Raw genomic sequence first — 20,432 nt, 5'->3', positions numbered from 1 at the left:
GTCGGTCGGCTGCGGCTGCGTCGTGGCTGATGGCGCCCGCGGCGGAGCCGCATCTCGACACAGCCTTCGGGGCGCTGACGGTACTGGACCCCCGCTCCGCCGGCGCCTTCGACCAGGGACATGGCCCGGGCGCCGTCCACCCGCCGACCGCGCTCGTCCCCGAGCGGGCCGACCAGCTCCTGGACAGATCCGTGCCGGTGGTGACGTACGGCTGGGGCCCCGGCTGCAACCGCGTCACCCGCGCCGCCCTCGCCGAACTCGGCTGCCAGGTCAAGGAGATGCTCTAACAGACGCCGACTGCGGCTGCCGACGGGGCAGTTCGGGGCGTAGCGGGCGGAGGGCCGGTCGGTGGACCAGGCCGGTCGCTGTCCGTGTAGGTTCTGCCCATGGCGCGATACGCGGATCCAGGCGCGGTGGAGTGGGTGGAGTCGGGCGGGGGCCCGCTGATCGTGGTCCCGGAGGCGGTGCTGCCGTTCTGGGCCGGGGCCGACGGCGAGGACCTCGCCACGGACTACGACCGGGCGTGCGAGGTCGACGGATATGTCGGCCTGCTCCCGGTCGGGGACAGCGCGGCCCTCGTACTCGGCGACGAACCGGCCTCCACCTCCTTCCTGCCGGACCACGGCACCTTCGTACGGTGGAGCGCGGCCGGCTCCGAGGACGAACTGCTGGCGGGCGTCCCCGCGGCCCTCGACGCGGCCGAGTGGCAGAACGAGGTCAGCTGGCAGGTGCCCGGCCCGGTCGTCCTGTTCGACTCGGCCTGGCCCGGCACCGCGACCGACCACGCCGAGCACCTGCGTGTGGCGCTGGAACCGGGCCGGTACACGGTGCGCGCGGGCCACGCCCAGCCGGGACCGGAGACCTGGCTCGGCCTGGTCCAGTTGCGCCGGCTGCCGGACTGAACCCGCCGGCCGGCCGCCGGTGGTGCCCACGACGCGCGCGGTGGTGCGCACCACCGGCGGTTCCGCACCGCGCGGGCGGCATCCCCGCCGGGTGCCGGCCCGCGCCGTCGGTCAGAGCGCGGACAGTTCGTCCACCAGGTCGTCCAGGCCCAGCGACCCCTGGGACAGGGCCGCCATGTGCCAGGTCTTGAGGTCGAAGGCGTCGCCGTGCCGCCTGCGCGCGTTCTCGCGGCCCAGCAGCCAGGCCCGCTCGCCGAGCTTGTAGCCGATCGCCTGACCCGGAATCGTCAGATAACGGGTCAGCTCGCTCTCCACGAAGTCGGCGGGCCGGCTGCTGTGCGCGGCGAAGAACTCCTCGGCCAGTTCCGGGGTCCAGCGCTCACCGGGGCGGAACGGCGAGTCCGCCGGGATCTCCAGTTCCAGGTGCATGCCGATGTCGACGATCACCCGGGCCGCGCGCATCATCTGTGCGTCGAGGTAGCCGAGCCGGTGCTCCGGATCGGTCAGATAGCCCAGCTCGTCCATGAGGCGCTCGGCGTACAGCGCCCAGCCCTCCGCGTTGGCGCTGACCCCGCCGAGTGTCGCCTGGTAGCGGGAGAGGTTCTCGGCCACATGGGCCCACTGGGCGAGCTGGAGGTGGTGTCCGGGCACGCCCTCGTGGTACCAGGTCGACACCAGGTCGTACTCCGGGAACCGGGTCTGCCCCATGGTCGGCAGCCAGGTGCGGCCGGGGCGCGAGAAGTCCTCCGACGGGGCCGTGTAGTACGGGGCCGCGGCACCGCCGGGCGGGGCGATGCGCGCCTCCACCTCCCTTACCCGTTCGGCGAGTTCGAAGTGCGTGCCGTCCAGTTCCGCGATCGCCCGGTCCATCAGGCCCTGCAGCCAGACCCGGACCTCCTCCACGCCCTCGATGTGCGCGCCGTGCTCGTCCAGGTGGGCGAGCGCCACCCATGGCGTCTTCGCGCCCGGCAGGATCTTCTGGGCCTCCTGGCGCATCTCGCCGAGGATGCGGTGGTACTCGGCCCAGCCGTACGCGTACGCCTCGTCCAGGTCCAGGTCCGTGCCGTTGAAGTAGCGCGACCAGCGCGCGTACCGCTCGCGGCCCACGGTGTTCGGGGCGCCCTCGACGGCCGGCGCGTACACGTCCCGCATCCAGTCCCGCAACTCGGCGACCGCCGCGGTCGCCGCACCGGCCGCCTCGTCCAGTTCGGCGCGCAGCGCCTCGGGCCCGGCCGAGGCGAAGTCCTCGAACCAGCCGCGCCCCGTGCCGTCCGTGTCCGCCCACTCGGTGAGCTGGTCGACGAAGGTGGCGGTCGGGCGCGGAGCCGCGTACAGCTTCCGCTCCAGGCCGAGGGCCAGCGACGCGCGGTAGCCCGCGAGCGCGGCAGGGACCGCGCGCAGTCGCCGGGCCACCGCCGCCCAGTCCTCCTCCGTCTGGGTGGGTGTCACGGTGAACACATCGCGCACGGCGTGCCCGGGGGTGTGCAGATTGCCGACCGCGCGCAGGCCCTCGTCGGCCTCGTGCACGGCGAGTTCGGCGGTGAGCCGTTCGCGCAGCAGACGCGCGCAGCGCCGCTCCACGTCACTGTCCGCCCCGGGCGCCTGCTCGGCCTGCGCGAGCGCGGCAAGGGTGTTCCGCGCCAGTTCCGCTCGGGCCTCTTGGCCCGCCGGTGAGAAGTCCGGCAGCCGACTCGAACTCTCCTTCACTCCGAGGTAGGTACCGGTGACCGGGTCCAGGGCGACGAGTGCGTCGACGTAGGCGTCGGCCACCTCGCGGGGCAGCGGGCTCTTGGTTTCAGACATGCCGTCCATCCTCATACGGCGATGCTGTCCTCGTCACCCCGTCCGAGCCGCTCCGTACCCCGAGCCGGCGCGGGCACGGCCGCCGACGGCGGTCCCAGGGCCGCCGCCGGACGTGCGCCGGTGGCTACCGGCCTGCGGTCAGTCGCGGCCGGCCGGGCCGTCGGAGCGCCGCCGCCCGCAGTCGTACGGCGGTCGCGAGACGACCGGGGTGGCGTCCAGCCGGGCCGTGATGACGAGCGTGCCCTCCTCGATCTGGTAGTCGAGCGGCAGAGCGAGGCCGCGCATCGCGGCGACCATGCCGGTGTTGGACGCCTGCGTCACGGCGTACACGCTCTCGCAGCCCGCCTCGACGGCCATCGACACCAGGCGGCCGAGGAGTTCGCCGCCGATGCCGCGCCGCTGCCACTCGTCCTCGACGAGCAGCGCGACCTCCGTCTCGTCGCCGTCCCACAGCAGATGGCCGAGGCCGACGACGCGGCCCGACGCGGTCTGCACGGCCAGCGTCCGCCCGAAGCGCGGGCTGAGCAGATGGGCGAGGTAGCGGTCCGCGTCCCGGACCGGCCCGTGGTACCGCAGAGCGAGGGTCCCCGACGAGCACCGGGCGTGCATCGCCTGCGCCGCCTCCAGGTCGCCCGGGTCGGCCCGCCGCACGGTGATCGCGTTGCCCTCGGCCAGTGTCAGCACGTCCTGGCTGCGCGGGATCCGCGGGCCGAGCCGCGTGTCCAGTTCCACCAGTGCCCGCGCCCGGGCGAACTCGGTCGGTGTGAACGGCAGATACGGCCGCTCCACGGTGATCACTCCGCCTTCCGGCGCGCGCAGCCGCAGCACGGTGTCCTCCAGCGCCCCCTCGGCCGGTACCGCCTGCGGTCCCCGTGCGTCGTCGGCCGGTGCGGCGGGCAGCGAGCGTATGGTGCAGCGGCCCAGCAGCTGCCGCAGTGCCAGCGGGAGTTCCGCGGCATCCAGCGCGGTCCGCGCGGCGAGGCCCAGGATGCGGGTGGGCGCGTCCACCAGATCGTGCGCGTCGGCCCGTTCGATCCAGGTGTGCGCGCCGCCGCCCAGCGAGACCACCCGGGTGATCTCGGCGGCGGTGAGGTCCGCCGGGGAACGCAGCAGGAACTCGTCCACCGTGCCCTCGGCCAGCGGATGCGCTTGCAGGCTCAGGATGTCGACCTCGCGGTCCGCGAGGGCCGTGCACAGCGCGGCCAGCGAGCCGGGCCGGTCCTGCACCGTCGTCCGCATCCGCCACAGCGCACTCGTCCCGCCCTCGGCGCCGGGCGTCGGCTCCGGCCGGTCGGACGGCCCGGTGTGCCGCGGCTCGGCGGCCGACCGGGCGTCGGTATGGCTCGGGGGAGGGGCGTGACCGTGGCGCCGTGCCCACCAGGTGTGGAACCCCGCCGTGGCGATCAGCGCCGCCGCGGCGATCACCAGCAGCGCCGGGCCGTCGGGCCCGTGCCCGATCAGGTTGGCCACCACGTCCGCGACCGCGACGGCCGTGAACAGGGCGGCGAGTTCCACCACGTCCCGCCGCCAGTGGTGCACGGGACGCCCGTGCCTCGCTCTTGTCACATCCGAGATGTCTCCAGTCATGCACCCACTGTGAAGGAACGGTGTTGCGTGATCACAAACGCTCTGTGACTGATGGGTAAAGCATGCTTCTGTCCCTTTTGTTGCTTTTTTGCCTGAGGGGGCGTCAGCAGACGAAGAAGCGCTGCTCGGCGAAGTGGGCAGATGTCGCCGATCGTGCCGCGCACCGGGGGATGACGCCGGTGCGCGGCACGCCTTCGAGGGTACGGGAGCCGGCCGCCCGGGCGGGCTCCCGCCGCGCCTACTGGCCGACCCGGCCCGGCCGCAGCCGCTGGGTGAACAGCACCGTGCCGTCCTGCTCGCGCAGCCGCACCGTCAGCTCACCGCTGTGGCCGTCGATGTCGACCTCGCCGAAGAACTGGTAACCGCCGGCGGGGGAGACGTTCGACGCGGTCGGCGCCTTCACGAACACCCGTTCCGGTCCGAAGGTGCCGTCGAGCGCGCTGGCCGGGAAGGCACCCGCGTTGAGCGGTCCGGAGACGAACTCCCAGAACGGCTGGAAGTCGGTGAACGCGGCCCGCGACGGCTGGTAGTGCTGCGCCGAGGTGTGGTGCACGTCGGCGGTCAGCCACACCGTGCCGGTGATCCGCCGGTGCTTGATGTACCGCAGCAGCTCGGCGATCTGCAGCTCACGGCCCAGCGGAGCGCCGGGGTCGCCCTGCGCCACCGCCTCGATGTTCGGCCTGCCCTCGGTGGCGTCCGGCACGACGAGGCCGAGCGGCATGTCGGAGGCGATCACCTTCCACACAGCGCGCGACCGGGACAGCTCCCGCTTGAGCCACTCCAACTGCTCGCGGCCGAGGATGCCCTGCGGGTCCACGGTCTGGTCGTCGGGCGAGTTGGCGTTGCGGTAGGTGCGCATGTCCAGGACGAACACGTCGAGCAGCGGGCCGTACCGCACCACGCGGTGGACGCGGCCCTCCTTCGCGCCCGGCCGCAGGGTGGGGATCGGGAAGTACTCGCTGAAGGCCCGCCGGGCGCGCGCCGCCAGCACATCGACGCTCTTCTCCGTGTACCGGGCGTCCGAGTCCGCGATCACCTGGCCCGGGTACCAGTTGTTGCGCACCTCGTGGTCGTCCCACTGGATGATCGACGGGACCTGCGCGTTGAACCGCTTGAGGTTCTCGTCCAGCAGGTTGTAGCGGAAGTTGCCGCGGAACTCCGCCAGCGTCTCGGCGACCTTGGACTTTTCCTCGGTGGTGATGTTCCGCCAGGTCCGGCCGTCGGGCAGGGCCTGGGTGGCGCTGATCGGCCCGTCGGCGTAGATGTTGTCGCCGCTGCACAGGAAGAAGTCCGGGTCCAGCTTCGCCATGGCGTCGTAGATCCGGTAGCCCCCGAGGTCGGGGTTGATGCCCCAGCCCTGGCCGGCCAGGTCGCCGGACCACAGGAACCGCACGCCGTCGCGGCTGCGCGCCGACACGGTGCGGAACGTGCCGGTCACCGGCTCGCCGGTGCGCCGCGGGTCGTCCGGGTCGGCGAGCAGCACGCGGTAGTGGATCTGTTCGCCGGAGGGCAGGCCGCGCAGCTGGGTGGTGCCGGTGAGGTCGGTGCCCTGGCCCAGCAGCGGGCCGCGCCATCTGCGCGGGTTGCGGAACGACTCGGTGGCCGAGGTCTCCACGATCATCCGGGCCGGCCGGTCCGAGCGCACCCAGACCAGACCGGAGTCGGAGGTCACGTCGCCGACCTGTGCGCCCCAGCCCGCCTTCGGGCGCCCCGACAGGGCGAACGCGGGTGCGGCGCCGGCGGCGGCCGGCAGGGCCAGGGCCGCGGACGCGGCGAGGGAGCCGCGCAGGACGCTGCGGCGGCCGGGGAAGGGGCGGTGTGACATGGCTGCGCCTCCGGGGTCGGGAACCGGACCGTGTGCAGTGCCACACCTACTGGTGTGCCGCAGCGGGCACGGAAACCACAAGTGAACAACTGGCCCGGCAGCCACGGAAACGGGAGTACGCCTCCGCGATCCCCTGCCACCAGGAGCCCAACCGCGGCCGCTGCCCCCTCGGTTACGGCCCCCCGCCCCGGCCGCCACAGCACACGCGCGTGCACCCGCGCACCGCGGACACGACCATCCGACCTTGCCCCGCGCCCGCGGCCTGTCCCATGGCTCCAGCCGGGAACCGCGAACGAGTTGGAGCGGGGTTCCCCAAATGGGCTTGCGGGGTTCCCCGTTCGCCGTTCCTTGAGGAGCGCCTGCCTCGGCCCTGACCGCCCCGTTCGTCGGGGCCGGCTTCTGCGGCCACGCCCAGGGGCGGGCAGCGTGCTCGGTGGTGCCGGGGGCGCCCTGGGGTCGGAAGCCGGTCAGCGGCTGCCGTCGAGGATGACGCGTGCGACGAGCGCCGGGTCGTCGTTCATCGGACAGTGTCCGCAGCCGGGCAGCCGCACCAGCCGGGCCCGGGGGATGATCTGCTTGGCGCGGACCCCCTGACGGCGCACGAGCACCAGGTCGCGGGTGCCCCAGGCGACCGTGACCGGGACGGTGGGGATGTCGTCGGTGAACCGGACGGTGGTGCCGGCCCGCAGGGTCGCGTCGAAACCGGTGGCCCGGGCCAGCGCCAGCGTCTCGGCGACGACCGCCTGAGGCGAACGGCGGGCCGGCCGGGCGTAGATCGTGCTCGTCAGGGCGGTACGGCCGGCCGCCGTCCGGGCCAGCCGCTCGACCACGGGCCGCGGCAGCTGCCGGGAGGTCCGCCGCATAGCCGTCAACACACCGAAGGCGTAACGCCGTTCGGCCGGCGACCAGAATCCGGCGGGGGACAGCGCGGTGACGGACCGTACGAGCTTCTCGCGGCCCAGTTCGAGGGCGAGCAGCCCGCCGAGCGAGTTCCCGGCCACGTGCGGGCGGTCCAGCTCCAGGGCCTCGAACAGCGCCCCGAGGACGACATCGGTCGTCGGCAGGTCGTAGGCGAGGCCGTCCGGCAGGCCCGGGGACGCGCCGAACCCGGGCAGGTCCACGGCGATCACGTCGCGTTCCACGGCGAGGATGTCCACCAACGGGTCCCAGGCCTGCCGGTGGTGGCCGATGCCGTGCAGCAGGACCAGCGGTTCGCCGCGCCCCACGCGCGCGTAGGAGACGGTGACGCCCCGTGGGCCGTGCGCGGTGGGGACCTCGAAGGAGACGGTCGCGGACATGAATGCTCCTCGTCTGGGACGGGCCTGCGGGACGTGGTAGACAGCTTGTCAGCAATTACTACCCACAGGTAGCCCTCCGTGTCCGCGTGTTCCGCCGCCACCCCGGCGCAACGCGCCGCGCCCGCCTCGACGGCCGCGCTCTCCTGGACATCGCGGGGCGCATTGGATGGGATGGGGCCGTGAGCGCCGACACCCCGACCGACGTCTTCGAAGCGCACCGCCCCGTCCTCATGGGGGTCGCCTACCGCATGCTCGGACGCGTGGCCGACGCGGAGGACGTCGTCCAGGACGCCTGGCTGCGCTGGTCCGGCGCGGACCACGGCCGGGTGCGCGAGCCGCGCGGCTATCTGGTGCGCATCACCACCCGGCTGGCCATCGACCGGCTGCGCGAGATCCGCGCCCGCGGCGAGGCCTACGTCGGCCCGTGGCTCCCGGAGCCGTACGTCACCGACCTCGCGGACAGCGCCCCGGACAGCGCCGACCGCGCGGTGCTCGCCGACTCCGTCTCCTTCGCCGTACTCGTCGTCCTGGAGTCCCTGTCGCCCCTGGAACGCGCCGTGTTCGTCCTCCGGGAGGCCTTCGGCTATCCGTACGCCGAGATCGCGGCCGTGCTCGACCGCGGCGAGGCGGCGGTGCGCCAGCTCGCCACGCGGGCCCGCCGGCACGTCGACGAGCGACGGCCGCGCTACCCGGTCGACCCGGCCGAACGCCGGGATCTGACGGAGCGGTTCCTCGCCGCCGCGGCCGACGGCGACCTCGCGGCGCTGATGTCCCTGCTCGCCCCGGACGTGCTCCTGGTGGGCGACAGCGGAGGCAAGGCGAAGGCGCCGGTGCGGGTCCTCAGGACGGCGGACAAGGTGGGCCGCTTCCTCGTCGCGGTCACGGCCGCGGAGGCGCCCACGCTGTCCGTCCGCCTCCTGGAGGTCAACGGCGGCGTCGCGGTGCTCGCCCTCAGCGACGGCAAGCCCGACACCGTCCTGCAACTGGACGTGGCCGACGGCGTCGTCCACACGGTGTACCTCGTCCGCAACCCCGACAAGCTGCGGTCCCTGGCCGCGCGCTGATCCGCTCCGCCGAAAGCCCCCGTCCCGCGACGGGGGCTTTGCCATCACGTCACGACAACCGCCGAGTGAGAACGGTCCATGAACGCTCCGCTGCGGACGGCCCCTGTGCGCCCGAGGGATCGAGGATTGGTCTTGACCAAGGGTGACCGCCGCCCTATCGTCGCAGATAGTGCAACAACCTTTAATAAACAAGGGCGCTAAAACGCCGCCGGACCACGGCGATTGCGGAGGACAGGGTGGGGACCACGCAGCTGGAATCGGTGCCGGAACCGAAGTACTGGCATCTCAGGACCGTGCTCAGTGAGGCATTGGACTCCGAGTTCTCGGTCGGTGAGATCCTGCCCAACGAGCGGGACCTCGCCGCCCGCTTCGGCGTGGCCCGCGCCACGCTCCGCCAGGCCCTCGAACAGCTCGAACTGGAAGGCCGGCTACAGCGCCGCCGCGGTGTCGGTACGACCGTCGCACCGCCGCGCGTGGGCGTCGCCGTCGGCACCGAACAGCACGCCTGGCCGGGCGCCGCCGGAGACGCCTGGCAGAGCGCCGACTGCACGCAGGCGGTGCCGCCCGCGGCCGTCGTCACGGCCCTGGAGACCGGCGCCGGCGAGCCCGTGCACACCGTGCGCCGCACCCGGGTCTCCCACGGCCGGCCGGTGGCCGCCGAGCTGCTCTACGTGCCCGCGTCCTCGGTGCCCGAGCTGTCGGCGATCGGCGCCCCCGCCGGCCCCGCACGCGCGCGTGCCGTGCTGCGCGAGCTGCAGCGCCTGGAGCTGGAGGGCGAGGACCGCGCCGTGGAACTCGGCTCGGCCGGCGCGGACGACGCCAAGGAACTGGACCGGCTCCCCGGGGCGCCGGTGCTGGTCGTCACGACGCGCTTCTTCGCCGAGGGCCGCACGGCGGCGCTCTCCGTCGCCCTGTACCGCGCGGACACCTGCCGCCTCACGTTCGGTGACTCGGGCAAGGTGGAGATCCACCACGGACCCGAACGGCAGGCCTCGTAACCGACGGATCACCGCCGGGCCGTCGCCGTGCCCTCCACCGCGAACAGTTGCTCCTCCACATGGTCGAGGGCGAGCCGCAGGGCGCCCATGGGCGCGGCCGCCTCACCGAGCAGGGAGAGGGCGACCTTCGGCGGGCGCAGACAGTAGCGGGCGAGTTCCTGGCGCAGCGGTTCCAGGACGCCGTCCAGGCCGGCCGCCCAGCCGCCGATCACGACCAGCTCGGGATCGAGCGCCAGGACCAGCGCCGCCACGTCGTGCACGAGCCGCTGGATGAACCGGTCCACGGCGGCCCGCGCCCGCCGGTCGCCCTTGCGCGCGAGCGCGAACACCTCGGCGACCGCCTGTTCGTCCAGCGGATGCAGCGGCTGGTCCGTGGTGGACAGCAGCGTCTCCGGGGTCACCTCACGGCCCAGCAGGTGCAGCGCGCCGATCTCCCCGGCCGCCCCGCCGTACCCACGGTGCAGCCGCCCGCCGATCAGCGCGCCGGCGCCCGGGCTCAGCCCGGCCAGCACGAACACCACGTCGTCCGAGTCGGTCGCCGCGCCCTTCCAGTGCTCGGCGACGGCCGCCGCGTTGGCGTCGTTCTCCACCAGCACCGGGCACTTGAAGGAGCGGCTCAGCCGCTCGCCGAGCCGCAGGCCCGTCCACTGCGGCAGCGCCGTGCCCAGCCGCACGGTGCCGTCCGCCTCCACGATCCCCGGCGTGCCGACCCCGACGGCCCGCAGGGAGCCGCGCGCGACCCCGGCACGCCGCAACAGCTCGGCCACGGCGGTCCGCAGCCGCTCCAGCCGCTCGTCCGCCTCGGCCCGCTCGTCGACGTCCTTGGCCTGCGCGCCCAGCACCCGGCCGTCCAGGTCGGACAGGAGGGCCGCGACGCGGTGCGCGCCGATCTCCAGGCCCAGCAGATGGCCGGCCTCGGCCCGGAACCGGAACCGCCGCGCGGGGCGCCCCTGACGCCGTGCGACGCCCTCCTCGGCCGCCGTCTCCACCACGAGGCCGGCTTCGATGAGCCCTTCGACGACCCCCTCGACGGTCGGCCGGGACAGCCCGGTCACCCGGGTGATCTCCGTGAGCGTCGCGCAGTCCGTGGCACGCATCGCGTGCAGCACCACCGCGGAATTGATCCTTCGCAGCAGCGAGGGATCGCCGCCGGTCAGCCGCCCCACCGTCCGTCCTCCCAGCTCGTGCGCGTGTTGGGCGGATCGTACTCGGCGCCGCGGGGCCCGGCGAGTGCCGGGCGCCGACTGCCGTGCGCCGCACGGACGTTCAGCCGGTCGCGACGAAGCCCGACTCGAACGCCGCGATCACCGCCTGGGTGCGGTCCCGCGCCCCGAGCTTGGCCAGGACGGCACTCACATGCGACTTGACCGTCTCCGTCCCGACGACCAGCCGTGCGGCAATCTCCGCGTTGGACAGCCCCCGGGCCATCAACCGCAGCACCTCGGCCTCCCGTTCGGTCAGCCGGGCACGCTCCAGCGCGGCCCGCGCCGCCCGGTTGCCGTGCCCGTCGTCGCCGTATCGGGCGGCGAGCTGCCGCACCGACGCCGGGAACAGCAGCGACTCGCCCTCGGCGACCAGCCGTACGGCGTGCGCGATCTCGGCGGGCCGGGCCCGCTTCAGCAAGAACCCGTCGGCACCGGCACGCAGCGCCTCGTACACGTACTCGTCGTTCTCGAATGTGGTCACCACCAGGATCTTCGGCGGATCGGCCACGGTGCGCAGCACCGCGCGCGTGGCCTCGATCCCGTCCAGGAGCGGCATCCTGACGTCCATGGCGACCACGTCCGGCCGCAGCCGCCGCACCAACGGGATCACCGCCGCACCGTCGGCCGCCTCGCCGACCACCTCGATGTCGGGCTGCGCATCGAGAACCGCGCGCAGCCCCGCGCGGACCAAGGGTTCGTCATCGACGATCAGAACGGTGACGGGCATCCGGCCAGCGTAGATCAGCGCACCGGCAGCTCCACGCGCACCTGCCAGTCGTCCGCGTCCGGACCCGTGTGCGCACGACCACCGAGCAGGGCCGCGCGCTCGCGTATGCCGCGCAGGCCGCTGCCACGGCCGGCACCGGCCACCGCGGCCGTCAGCGGATTGCGCACCTCCAGGGCGAGCGTGCCGTCCGCCACCGTGACGCGGACCAGGACCGGCACACCTCCCGCGTGCCGCAGCACATTGGTCAGCGCCTCCTGGAGGATGCGATAGCCCTCCCGGGACACCGGACCCGGGATCGTCCGGAGGGGACCGGTCATCTCCGCGTCGACCTTGGCACCGGAGGCGCGCGCCGACTCCAGGAGCCGGTCGGCGTCGGCCAGCGTGGGCCGGCTGCTCGCCGGCCGCTGCGTCTCGCGGAGCACGCCCAGCACCCGTTCCAGGTCCTCCAGGGCGGCCCGGCCCGTCTCCTCGATGGCGCCGAGTGCCCGGTCGGTGAACTCCGGATCGCCCGCCGCCCGCGCCGCCCCGGCCTGCACCACCGCCACCGTCAGGGCGTGCCCGATGGAGTCGTGCAGCTCTCGTGCGATGCGGGTGCGCTCCAGGAGCTGTTCGGTCTGTTCCTCCAGCACGGCCAGGCGTTCCGCCGCGGACGGGCCGAGCAGCCCGCGTGCGAGAGCGGTGACCAGCGCGCCGAGGCCCACCACCATGCCGTACAGGACGATCAGGGGGAGCGGGGCGAGCAGCCCGTAGGCCCAGTGCGGCCGTGCCCGGTCCAGCACCGGCACGTCGGGCACGGCATGCCCGGAGGCGAGCCGGATCAGCTCATACGTGAAGATCGGCATCCACACCGTGCAGACGGTCGTCGGCACCGTGAGGGCCATCCGGATCTCCAGCCACAGCACGGTACGCAGCCTGTCCCGCCATGTCGCCGACGGCGCCACCGAGATGCCCGGCTCCTCCTCGCCGGGCGTCAGCAGCAGCCGCGCCTGCACCCCCTCCCCGGTGCGCACCGCCCCGATGAGCCCCGCCGGGAGCAGGACGGCCGCCGGCACCCACGGCTTCGACGGGGAGACGAACAGCCACACGCTGACGATGAGCATCGGCACCCACAGGTGCAGGAAGCGCGTGTACGTCGTCCCCCGCAGCAGCGGGCGCAGGAAGCGGGCCATTTGGACATCGTGGCAGGCGCCACCGACAACGGGCCTCCCCCGGGCGGGGGAGACGGCCCGCACCGGCGGGGGAGGACCGGGCGCCCGCGAACGGCGAGGGTGGCGCCATGACCAGCATCGACGTACGAGACCTCAGCAAGGCGTACGGCACCCGGCGGGCCGTGGACCATGTCAGCTTCAGCGTCCGCCCCGGCCTGGTGACCGGTTTCCTCGGCCCCAACGGCGCCGGGAAGTCCACCACCATGCGGCTCGTCCTGGGCCTGGACCGGCCGACCTCCGGGAGCGCGACGGTCGGCGGCCGTGCCTACGCCGAACTCCATGAGCCCCTGCGTCATGTGGGCGCGCTGCTCGACGCGCAGGCCGCGCACGGCTCCCGCACCGGGCGCGACCATCTGCGCGCCCTGGCGGCGAGCAACCGCATCCCCGTGCGCCGCATCGACGCCGTGCTGGAGGAGACGGGACTCGCGGCCGTGGCGCGGCGCCGGGTCAGGACGTACTCCCTGGGCATGCGGCAGCGGCTCGGGATCGCCGCCGCGCTGCTCGGAGATCCCGGGGTCGTCCTCCTCGACGAGCCGTCGAACGGACTCGATCCCGAAGGCATCGTCTGGATCCGCGCGCTGCTGCGCCGGCTGGCGGGTCAGGGCCGCACCGTCCTGGTCTCCAGCCACCTCATGAACGAGACCGCGGCCTTCGCCGACCACCTCGTCGTCCTCGGCCGCGGCCGTCTCCTGGCGGACACCCCGCTGAAGGACTTCATCCACGCGCGCGTACGGCCCGGCGTGCGGGTCCGTACGACCGACGGGACGGCGCTCGCCGGTCTGCTGGCCCGCCACGGCTACGACGCCGCCTCGACCGACGCCGGCCGGTGGACCGTGCGGAACGCGCGCGTGGCGGACATCGGGCGCCTCATGGCCGACGCAGGGGTCCCCGCCCTCGAACTCGCCGCCGAGGAGGCCACCTTGGAGCAGGCGTATCTCGATCTGACGTCGGCCGAGGCCGAGTTCACCGCCCAGCCCCAGGAGGCCTGACCATGCCGTCCCCTTCGACGTTCCAGCCCGCACTCCACGCCGAGTGGATCAAGATCCGTACGCTGCGCTCGCTCCTCGGCAGCCTGGGCGCGGTGCTCCTTGCGACCGTCGCCCTCGGCGCGCTCACCTCGGCCGACGGCGACGACACCGACCCGCTGTTCGCCATGTTCTTCGGTGTCTCCTTCGGGCAGATCGCGGCGATCGCGTTCGGCGCGACGGCCGTCTCGTCCGAGTTCCAGGGCGGCGCGCTGCGCCTGACACTGGCCGCGGTTCCCGACCGGCGACGGTGGTGCGCGGCGAAGGCCACCGCGATCGCGGTGCCCGTCCTCGCCGTGGGCCTGGTCACCGGAGCGGCGACCCTGCTCGTCGGCCGCGCCGCCCTCGGAGCCGGAGCGGACCGGCCGACCTCGGCCGAGGGACTGCGGGCCGCGGTGGGCTGCGGCCTCTACCTGACGCTGATGGCGCTGTTCGCGGCCGGGCTCGCGGCCGTGCTGCGCAGCGGAGCGGCCACGCTGGGCCTGCTGATCCCGCTGCTCCTGATCGTCTCCTTCGTCGTCGGCGACCTGTCCGGCAACGCCGCCGACTACCTGCCCGACCGGGCCGGTCAAGTGGTCCTGCACAGCGACTCGGGCGGCGGCCTCGGCCCGTGGACCGGCCTGGCGGTGACCGCGCTGTGGACGGCCGGAGCGCTGCTCGCGGGAGCGTGGTGCGTACACCGGCGGGACGCCTGACGCATCGCCAATTGTCAGTGGTGCCCGCTTTACTGGATCCCATGGACATCGCGCGGCACCTGGCCCTCATCGACCTGCTGTGCGCCCGGGGATTCCCCGCGGAGCACGGCAGGACGGAGCACGGCGAGAGCGGGCCCGGCTACCACATAGCGGAATTACAGACCAGCGGCGACTTCTGGGAGGACGGCGGCGCGCAGCGGGAGGAGACCGAGACGCAGTACGAGGCCGACCGGGACGGGCTCGGTGCGCGGCTCACCGAGCGGTGGGGGCCGCCGGAGCGCATCAGCCTGTACAGCGTGCTCGAACGGACCACGCAGGGCGAGGACACCGGGGAGCCATGGGCCGCGCTGAGCGGGCAGGTGCCCGACCTCGACCTGTGGCGGGCGCCCGGCTCGGACCGCTGGGTCGCCCTCGGCGTCTCCCAGTGGGACGGGGAACTGCCCTTCCAGCTCCTGGCCGTCGTCACGAACCTGGACCCGCCGTGACCCGCTCCGCATCCCCGACGGCATCGGCCGCCGTGACCCGGCCCCGGTCGTACGCGGCCTCCCGCAGCCGCCCGAACTCCTCGGCCATCGTCGCCGCCGTCCAATGCGCGTTCAGCCCGCTGGGGTTGGGCAGCACCCACACCCGGGTGTCCCCGATGCTCCGTTCCTGCGGCCCCACCTGCGCACGCCGGTCGCCGAACGCCGTACGGTACGCGGTCACTCCGACCACGGCCAGCCACCTCGGCCGCAGTCGCGTCACCTTCGCGGCGAGCAGCCGCCCGCCCTCGACATACTCCGCGGCGGACAGCTCGTCGGCCCGCGCCGTCGCCCGTGCCACCACATTGGTGATGCCCAGCCCGTACGACAGCAACTCCCGCTGCTCCGACGGCTTCAGCAGCCGCGGCGTGAACCCGGACAGATGCAGCACCGGCCAGAACCGGTTGCCGGGACGCGCGAAGTGGTGGCCCGTCGCGGCCGTCATCAGACCGGGGTTGATGCCGCAGAACAGCACGCGAAGACCGTCCGCGACCACGTCCGGCACCAGACGGTCGCGGGCGGCCTCCAGCTCCGCCCGGGTCAAGCGGGTCAGAGGATCGCTCCGGGGACATAGCCCGCGGCCTGCGGGAGCTGCTTGACGATCTCCTCGATCCGGCCGACGACCACGCCGACCTGGTCGGCCGCCGCACCGGTGAAGGACAGCTTGTCGGCCATGAGCGCCCGCAGCCCCTCCCGGTCCAGCGGCAGCCGCTCGTCGGCGGCCAGCTTGTCGAGCAGGTCGTTGCGCTCGGCTCCCTGCTCGCGCATGGCAAGCGCCGTGGCGACCGCGTTCTCCTTGATGGCCTCGTGGGCCACCTCGCGGCCCACACCGGCCCGCACGGCACCCATCAGGACCTTGGTCGTGGCGAGGAACGGAAGATAGCGGTCCAGCTCGCGGGCGATGACGGCGGGGAAGGCACCGAACTCGTCGAGCACGGTCAGGAAGGTCTCCAGCAGGCCGTCCAGCGCGAAGAAGGCGTCCGGCAGCGCGACGCGGCGCACCACCGAGCAGGACACATCGCCCTCGTTCCACTGGTCGCCCGCGAGTTCTCCGGTCATCGAGGCGTAGCCGCGCAGGATCACCATCAGGCCGTTGACGCGCTCGCAGGAGCGGGTGTTCATCTTGTGCGGCATCGCGGAGGAGCCGACCTGGCCTGGCTTGAACCCCTCGGTGACCAGCTCGTGCCCGGCCATCAGCCGGATCGTCCTGGCCAGCGACGACGGCGCCGCCGCCAGCTGCACCAGCGTGGTCACCACTTCGTAGTCCAGCGAGCGCGGATAGACCTGGCCGACGGAGGTGAAGGCATGCGCGAAGCCGAGGTGCCGGGCGATCCGGTCCTCCAGCTCGGCGAGCTTCGACGCGTCGCCGCCCAGCAGGTCCAGCATGTCCTGCGCGGTGCCGACCGGGCCCTTGATGCCGCGCAGCGGATAGCGGCGGAGCAACTCCTCGATGCGGCCGTGGGCGACGAGCAGTTCGTCGGCGGCGGTCGCGAAGCGCTTGCCGAGCGTGGTGGCCTGCGCGGCGACGTTGTGGGAGCGGCCCGCCATGACCAGCTCGGCGTACTCGCCGGCCAGCCTGCCCAGGCGTGCCAGAACGGCCACCGTACGGTCGCGCATCAGCTCAAGGGAGAGCCGGATCTGCAACTGCTCGACGTTCTCCGTCAGATCGCGGGAGGTCATGCCCTTGTGCACATGCTCGTGCCCGGCGAGGGAGTTGAACTCCTCGATCCGTGCCTTCACATCATGCCGCGTGACCTTCTCGCGCTCCGCGATCGAGGCCAGGTCGACGGTGTCGAGGACCCGCTCGTAGTCGGCGATCGCCTCGTCCGGCACCTCGATCCCGAGGTCCTTCTGGGCCCGCAGCACGGCGAGCCAGAGCTGGCGCTCCAGCCTCACCTTCTGCTCGGGCGACCAGAGCGTGGCCAGTTCGGCGGAGGCGTAGCGTCCGGCGAGGACGTTCGGGATGCGGGGTTTGGCGGGAGCGGAAGTCACGTGTACGGAGCATACCGGCTGTCCAGATCCGCTCCGAACTGCGCATACGCCCACGGACCGGGTGGAGCGGGGCCGCGCCGGGGGACGCGGCGACCGGCAATCAAGCGGTGCCGCGCGTGCGCACGCCGCACACCGGGTGCGGACTACGGCGCCTCGCCGGCATCGTCGGCCTCACCAGCACCAGCCTCACCTCACCAGCCTCCTCCATCTACATCGCCATGACCTCGGCCCGGGTGCCGTCCCGTCGCTTCGCCGCGGTGTGGTGGGCGAACGGCTTGTACAACGGGTTGTACAGCGGATGCCGGGGCAGGTCCCAAGCCGCCCAGGGTCCGGCGGCGGCCCACGAACTACGTCGTGGGGCCCTCGTACGGGAGCAGCTCGGGGCGCTTGGCCGGGCGGCCGTCGCCGGAGGAACGGCCGGTCAGCCTGCGTCCGATCCAGGGCAGCAGGTGCCGGCGGGCGAACCGCACGTCCGCGGTTCGCCGGGTGGCCCAGCCCGGCGGCGCCTCGGCGGGCAGCGGGATGTGCCACTCGGCGTCCTCGGCGGCGTAGCCGAGCGTCTGCCAGACGGCCTCGGCGACCCGGCGGTGCCCCTCCGCCGTCAGGTGCAGCCGGTCCGTGTCCCACATCCGCGGGTCGGCCAGCGACGGCGCCCCGTACAGGTCCACGACCAGGGCGCCGTGGCGTTCGGCGAGTTCGTCGACGCAGGCGTACAGCTCCTCCATGCGCGGCCGGAACCGCTCCAGGACGGGTCCGTGGCGGCCCGGGCTGCGCATCAGCACGAGCTGCTTGCAGGACGGGGCCAGCCGTTCCACCGCCTGCGTCAGCAGCCCCCGTACCCGTCCCATGTCGCACCCGGGCCGCAGCGTGTCGTTCAGCCCGCCGACCAGGGTGACCACGTCGGCGTGCATGCCGGCCGCCACCGCGACCTGCTCGTCGACGATCTGCCCGATCAGCTTGCCGCGCACCGCGAGATTGGCGTACCGGAACCCGGGGCTCCGGGCGGCCATCCGTGCCGCGAGCAGATCGGCCCAGCCCCGGTAGGAGCCGTCCGGCAGCAGGTCCGACATGCCTTCGGTGAAGGAGTCGCCGACCGCGACCAGGCTGGAGTGCGACGGGTGCGGGGCGGGCGAGGAGTGTGCGGGGATCGTCTGCATGGCGGCAGCGATGGTATCCCGCGCACATACCCGCCGGTCGGTCGGGCCGGGCCCCGCCGGGCCTCAGGCGCGCTGGCCGAACAGCTCCCGCAGCACGTCCTCCATCGTCACCAGACCGGCCAGCCGCCCGTCGGCCCCGATGACGGCCGCCAGATGCGTACGGCCGCCCCGCATCGCGGTGAGCACGTCGTCCAGCGGTGTGCTCTCCCGGACGCGCGCGATGGGCCGCATGTCCCGCAGCCGCAGCGGCATGTCCCGCGGCGAGGCGTCCAACGCGTCCTTGACATGCAGATAGCCGGCGATGCGGCGCCCCTCGTCCACCACCGGGAAGCGGGAGAAGCCCGACTGCGCGGACAACTGCTCCAGTTGCTCGGGGGTGACGCCCACGCGCGCGTAGACCACATCCGCCAGCGGGACCACCACGTCGCGCACCGGACGCCGGCCCAGCTCCAGGGCGTCGTGCAGCCGCTCCTGCGCCCGGTCGTCGATCAGGCCCGCCGCGCCCGCGTCCTTGACGATCTGGGCCAGTTCCGCGTCCGAGAACGTCGCCGTGACCTCGTCCTTCGCCTCCACCCTGAGCAGCTTGAGCAGCGCGTTCGCGAAGGCGTTGATCGCGAAGATCACCGGGCGCAGCGCCCGGGACAGGGCGACCAGGGGCGGTCCGAGCAGCAGCGCGCTGCGCACGGGTTCGGCGAGCGCGATGTTCTTGGGCACCATCTCGCCGAGCAGCATGTGCAGATACGTCGCCAGCGCCAGCGCGATCACGAAGGACACGGCGTGGCCCGCGCCCTTGGGCACACCCACGGCGTGGAAGACCGGCTCCAGCAGATGGGCGATGGCGGGCTCCGCGACCACACCCAGGACCAGCGTGCACAGGGTGATGCCCAGTTGGGCGGCGGCCATCAGCACGGACACATGCTCCAGGCCCCACAGCACGATCTTCGCGCGCCGGTCGCCCGACTCGGCGTGCGGCTCGATCTGCGAGCGCCGCACGGAGATCAGGGCGAACTCGGCACCCACGAAGAAGGCGTTGACGACGAGGGTCGCCAGACCGATCAGCAGCTGTACGGCGGTCACTTCTCGTCCTCCGCGCTCACGTCGGTCCCGTTGTCGAGCGGTGCGTGCAGCCGCACCCGGGCGGCCCGGTGCCCGGCGGCGTCGACCACGTCGAGCCGCCACCCGGCGACCTCGATGCGGTCACCGACCGTGGGAATCCGGCCCAGCTCGGTGGCGACCAGGCCGGCCAGGGTCTCGTACGGACCCTCGGGCACCCGCAGGCCCACACGGACGAGCTGGTCGGCGCGGACGGCGCCGTCGGCCGAGTAGACGGCCCTGCCCTCCTCGTCGGCCCCGGCGGGGGCGAGGTCCGGCATCTCGTGCGGGTCGTGCTCGTCCCGCACCTCGCCGACGACCTCCTCGACGATGTCCTCCAGGGTCGCCACGCCCGCCGTACCGCCGTACTCGTCGATGACGACCGCCATCGTGCGCTTGCCGGACAGCCGGTACAGCAGCCGGTCGACGGTCAGCGACTCGGGGACGAGCAGCGGCTCGCGCATCACCTGCGCGACGCCGCAGCGGGCCCGCTCCGCGCCGGGCACCGCCAGCACGTCCTTGATGTGCGCGACCCCGACCACCGTGTCCAGGCCGCCGCGGTAGACCGGGAACCGTGACAGCCCGGTCGCCCGGGTCGCGTTCGCCACGTCCTCGCAGGTCGCCTGGACGTCGAGGGCGACGACCTGGACCCGTGGGGTCATCACGTTCTCCGCGGTGAGATCGGCGAGGTTCAGGGTCCGTACGAACAGTTCGGCGGTGTCCGCCTCCAGGGCGCCCTCCCTGGCGGAGTGGCGGGCCAGCGCAGCCAGCTCCTGCGGTCCGCGCGCGGAGGCCAGTTCCTCGGCCGGCTCCACGCCGAAGCGGCGCACCACACGGTTGGCGGTGTTGTTCAGGTGCGTGATGAAGGGGCGGAAGGCGGCGCTGAACCAGCGCTGCGGACTGCCCACCCGCCTGGCCACGGCCAACGGCGAAGAGATCGCCCAGTTCTTGGGCACCAGCTCGCCGACGACCATCAGGAACACGGTGGACAGCGCGGTGCCGATGACCAGGGCGATCGAGCCGGACGCGGAGGACGGGACGCCGAGGGCCCTGAGCGGGCCCGCGATCAGCCGGGCGATGGACGGCTCGGAGAGCATGCCGACCACCAGGTTGGTGACCGTGATGCCGAGCTGCGCGCCGGAGAGCTGGAACGTCAGATTCCGTACGGCCTTGAGGGCGCCGGCCGCGCCGTGCTCGCCGCGCTCGGCGGCGCGCTCCAGTTCGCCGCGTTCCACCGTGGTCAGCGAGAACTCGGCGGCGACGAAGGCACCGCAGGCGAGCGAGAGCAGGATCGCCACCAGCAGGAGGAGCACTTCGGTCATCGGTTCACCTC

General features: G+C 73.4%; 18 protein-coding genes and 2 pseudogenes. 7 read left to right on the top strand and 13 right to left on the bottom strand.

The window, feature by feature from the left end:
* Positions 1–80: 80 nt before the first annotated feature.
* Both ABT245_RS15345 and ABT245_RS15340 read left to right on the top strand, forming a co-directional pair.
* Positions 81–284 (top strand): annotated as a pseudogene (locus ABT245_RS15345) (rhodanese-like domain-containing protein); the annotation flags it as partial.
* A 102-nt stretch (positions 285–386) separates the two neighbouring features.
* Entirely contained in the window at positions 387–902 is a 516-nt protein-coding gene (locus ABT245_RS15340) for an immunity 21 family protein (RefSeq protein WP_351733604.1), read from the top strand.
* Positions 903–1,013: 111 nt separating this feature from the next.
* On the opposite strand, the gene ABT245_RS15335 is transcribed toward ABT245_RS15340, so the two are convergent.
* The 4 genes from ABT245_RS15335 to ABT245_RS15320 all read right to left on the bottom strand — a co-directional run bounded on the left by ABT245_RS15335 (position 1,014) and on the right by ABT245_RS15320 (position 7,415).
* On the bottom strand, positions 1,014–2,705 hold the full coding sequence (locus ABT245_RS15335; RefSeq protein ID WP_351733601.1) for a DUF885 domain-containing protein: 1,692 nt from the start codon (positions 2,703–2,705) through the stop codon (positions 1,014–1,016).
* A gap of 138 nt (positions 2,706–2,843) precedes the next feature.
* Entirely contained in the window at positions 2,844–4,292 is a 1,449-nt protein-coding gene (locus ABT245_RS15330; protein WP_351733599.1) for a GNAT family N-acetyltransferase, read from the bottom strand.
* 238 nt (positions 4,293–4,530) lie between these two features.
* Positions 4,531–6,117 (bottom strand): alkaline phosphatase D family protein, encoded by a 1,587-nt coding sequence (locus ABT245_RS15325; RefSeq protein WP_351733596.1) that lies wholly within the window; start codon positions 6,115–6,117, stop codon positions 4,531–4,533.
* 467 nt (positions 6,118–6,584) lie between these two features.
* Positions 6,585–7,415 carry an alpha/beta fold hydrolase gene (locus tag ABT245_RS15320; RefSeq protein ID WP_351733593.1) on the bottom strand — a complete coding sequence of 277 codons (831 nt, stop codon included), beginning with the start codon at positions 7,413–7,415 and terminating at the stop codon, positions 6,585–6,587.
* A 179-nt stretch (positions 7,416–7,594) separates the two neighbouring features.
* Here ABT245_RS15320 and ABT245_RS15315 point away from each other — a divergent pair, with 179 nt between their 5' ends.
* On the top strand, positions 7,595–8,479 hold the full coding sequence (locus ABT245_RS15315) for an RNA polymerase sigma-70 factor (RefSeq protein WP_351733591.1): 885 nt from the start codon (positions 7,595–7,597) through the stop codon (positions 8,477–8,479).
* A gap of 236 nt (positions 8,480–8,715) precedes the next feature.
* Positions 8,716–9,477, top strand: coding sequence for a GntR family transcriptional regulator (locus ABT245_RS15310; RefSeq protein ID WP_351733589.1), 762 nt, complete (start codon positions 8,716–8,718; stop codon positions 9,475–9,477).
* An 8-nt stretch (positions 9,478–9,485) separates the two neighbouring features.
* Here ABT245_RS15310 and ABT245_RS15305 read toward each other — a convergent pair whose 3' ends face one another.
* The 3 genes from ABT245_RS15305 to ABT245_RS15295 all read right to left on the bottom strand — a co-directional run bounded on the left by ABT245_RS15305 (position 9,486) and on the right by ABT245_RS15295 (position 12,578).
* Positions 9,486–10,643: an ROK family transcriptional regulator gene (locus ABT245_RS15305; protein ID WP_351733586.1), complete on the bottom strand. Its 1,158-nt coding sequence runs from the start codon at positions 10,641–10,643 to the stop codon at positions 9,486–9,488.
* A 100-nt stretch (positions 10,644–10,743) separates the two neighbouring features.
* The gene (locus ABT245_RS15300) at positions 10,744–11,409 is read right to left on the bottom strand and encodes a response regulator transcription factor (RefSeq protein WP_351733584.1); all 666 of its coding nucleotides are present in this window, start codon (positions 11,407–11,409) and stop codon (positions 10,744–10,746) included.
* Between the two features lie 14 nt (positions 11,410–11,423).
* The gene (locus ABT245_RS15295) at positions 11,424–12,578 is read right to left on the bottom strand and encodes a sensor histidine kinase (protein WP_351733582.1); all 1,155 of its coding nucleotides are present in this window, start codon (positions 12,576–12,578) and stop codon (positions 11,424–11,426) included.
* Between the two features lie 107 nt (positions 12,579–12,685).
* Between ABT245_RS15295 and ABT245_RS15290 the strand changes: the two genes are divergently transcribed.
* Genes ABT245_RS15290 through ABT245_RS15280 form a run of 3 tightly spaced genes read left to right on the top strand, consistent with a single transcriptional unit; the run spans position 12,686 to position 14,822 of the window.
* Entirely contained in the window at positions 12,686–13,606 is a 921-nt protein-coding gene (locus ABT245_RS15290; RefSeq protein ID WP_351733580.1) for an ABC transporter ATP-binding protein, read from the top strand.
* A gap of 2 nt (positions 13,607–13,608) precedes the next feature.
* The gene (locus ABT245_RS15285) at positions 13,609–14,337 is read left to right on the top strand and encodes an ABC transporter permease subunit (protein WP_351733578.1); all 729 of its coding nucleotides are present in this window, start codon (positions 13,609–13,611) and stop codon (positions 14,335–14,337) included.
* A 41-nt stretch (positions 14,338–14,378) separates the two neighbouring features.
* The gene (locus ABT245_RS15280; protein ID WP_351733576.1) at positions 14,379–14,822 is read left to right on the top strand and encodes a hypothetical protein; all 444 of its coding nucleotides are present in this window, start codon (positions 14,379–14,381) and stop codon (positions 14,820–14,822) included.
* On the opposite strand, the gene mug is transcribed toward ABT245_RS15280, so the two are convergent.
* The 6 genes and pseudogenes from mug to ABT245_RS15255 form a co-directional block, all read right to left on the bottom strand.
* Positions 14,800–15,411 carry a G/U mismatch-specific DNA glycosylase gene (gene mug, locus ABT245_RS15275; RefSeq protein ID WP_351733697.1) on the bottom strand — a complete coding sequence of 204 codons (612 nt, stop codon included), beginning with the start codon at positions 15,409–15,411 and terminating at the stop codon, positions 14,800–14,802. The two genes, ABT245_RS15280 and mug, sit on opposite strands and share 23 nt — an antisense overlap.
* On the bottom strand, positions 15,408–16,850 hold the full coding sequence (purB, locus tag ABT245_RS15270) for an adenylosuccinate lyase (protein ID WP_351733573.1): 1,443 nt from the start codon (positions 16,848–16,850) through the stop codon (positions 15,408–15,410). Before purB ends, mug begins: the two co-directional genes overlap by 4 nt.
* A gap of 214 nt (positions 16,851–17,064) precedes the next feature.
* Positions 17,065–17,197, bottom strand: a pseudogene (locus tag ABT245_RS46075) (DUF4326 domain-containing protein); the annotation flags it as partial.
* Entirely contained in the window at positions 17,198–18,007 is an 810-nt protein-coding gene (locus tag ABT245_RS15265) for an SGNH/GDSL hydrolase family protein (protein ID WP_351733570.1), read from the bottom strand.
* Between the two features lie 63 nt (positions 18,008–18,070).
* On the bottom strand, positions 18,071–19,084 hold the full coding sequence (locus ABT245_RS15260; RefSeq protein ID WP_351733568.1) for a hemolysin family protein: 1,014 nt from the start codon (positions 19,082–19,084) through the stop codon (positions 18,071–18,073).
* The gene (locus ABT245_RS15255) at positions 19,081–20,421 is read right to left on the bottom strand and encodes a hemolysin family protein (protein WP_351733565.1); all 1,341 of its coding nucleotides are present in this window, start codon (positions 20,419–20,421) and stop codon (positions 19,081–19,083) included. The genes ABT245_RS15260 and ABT245_RS15255 overlap by 4 nt, the downstream gene beginning before the upstream one ends.
* Positions 20,422–20,432 lie beyond the last annotated feature (11 nt).

It is taken from the genome of Streptomyces sp. NPDC001508 (assembly GCF_040298665.1).
Taxonomy (GTDB): Bacteria; Actinomycetota; Actinomycetes; order Streptomycetales; family Streptomycetaceae; genus Streptomyces.
Note: the sequence above shows the minus strand (reverse complement) of the source record. Positions and strands in the feature narration are given on the sequence as shown.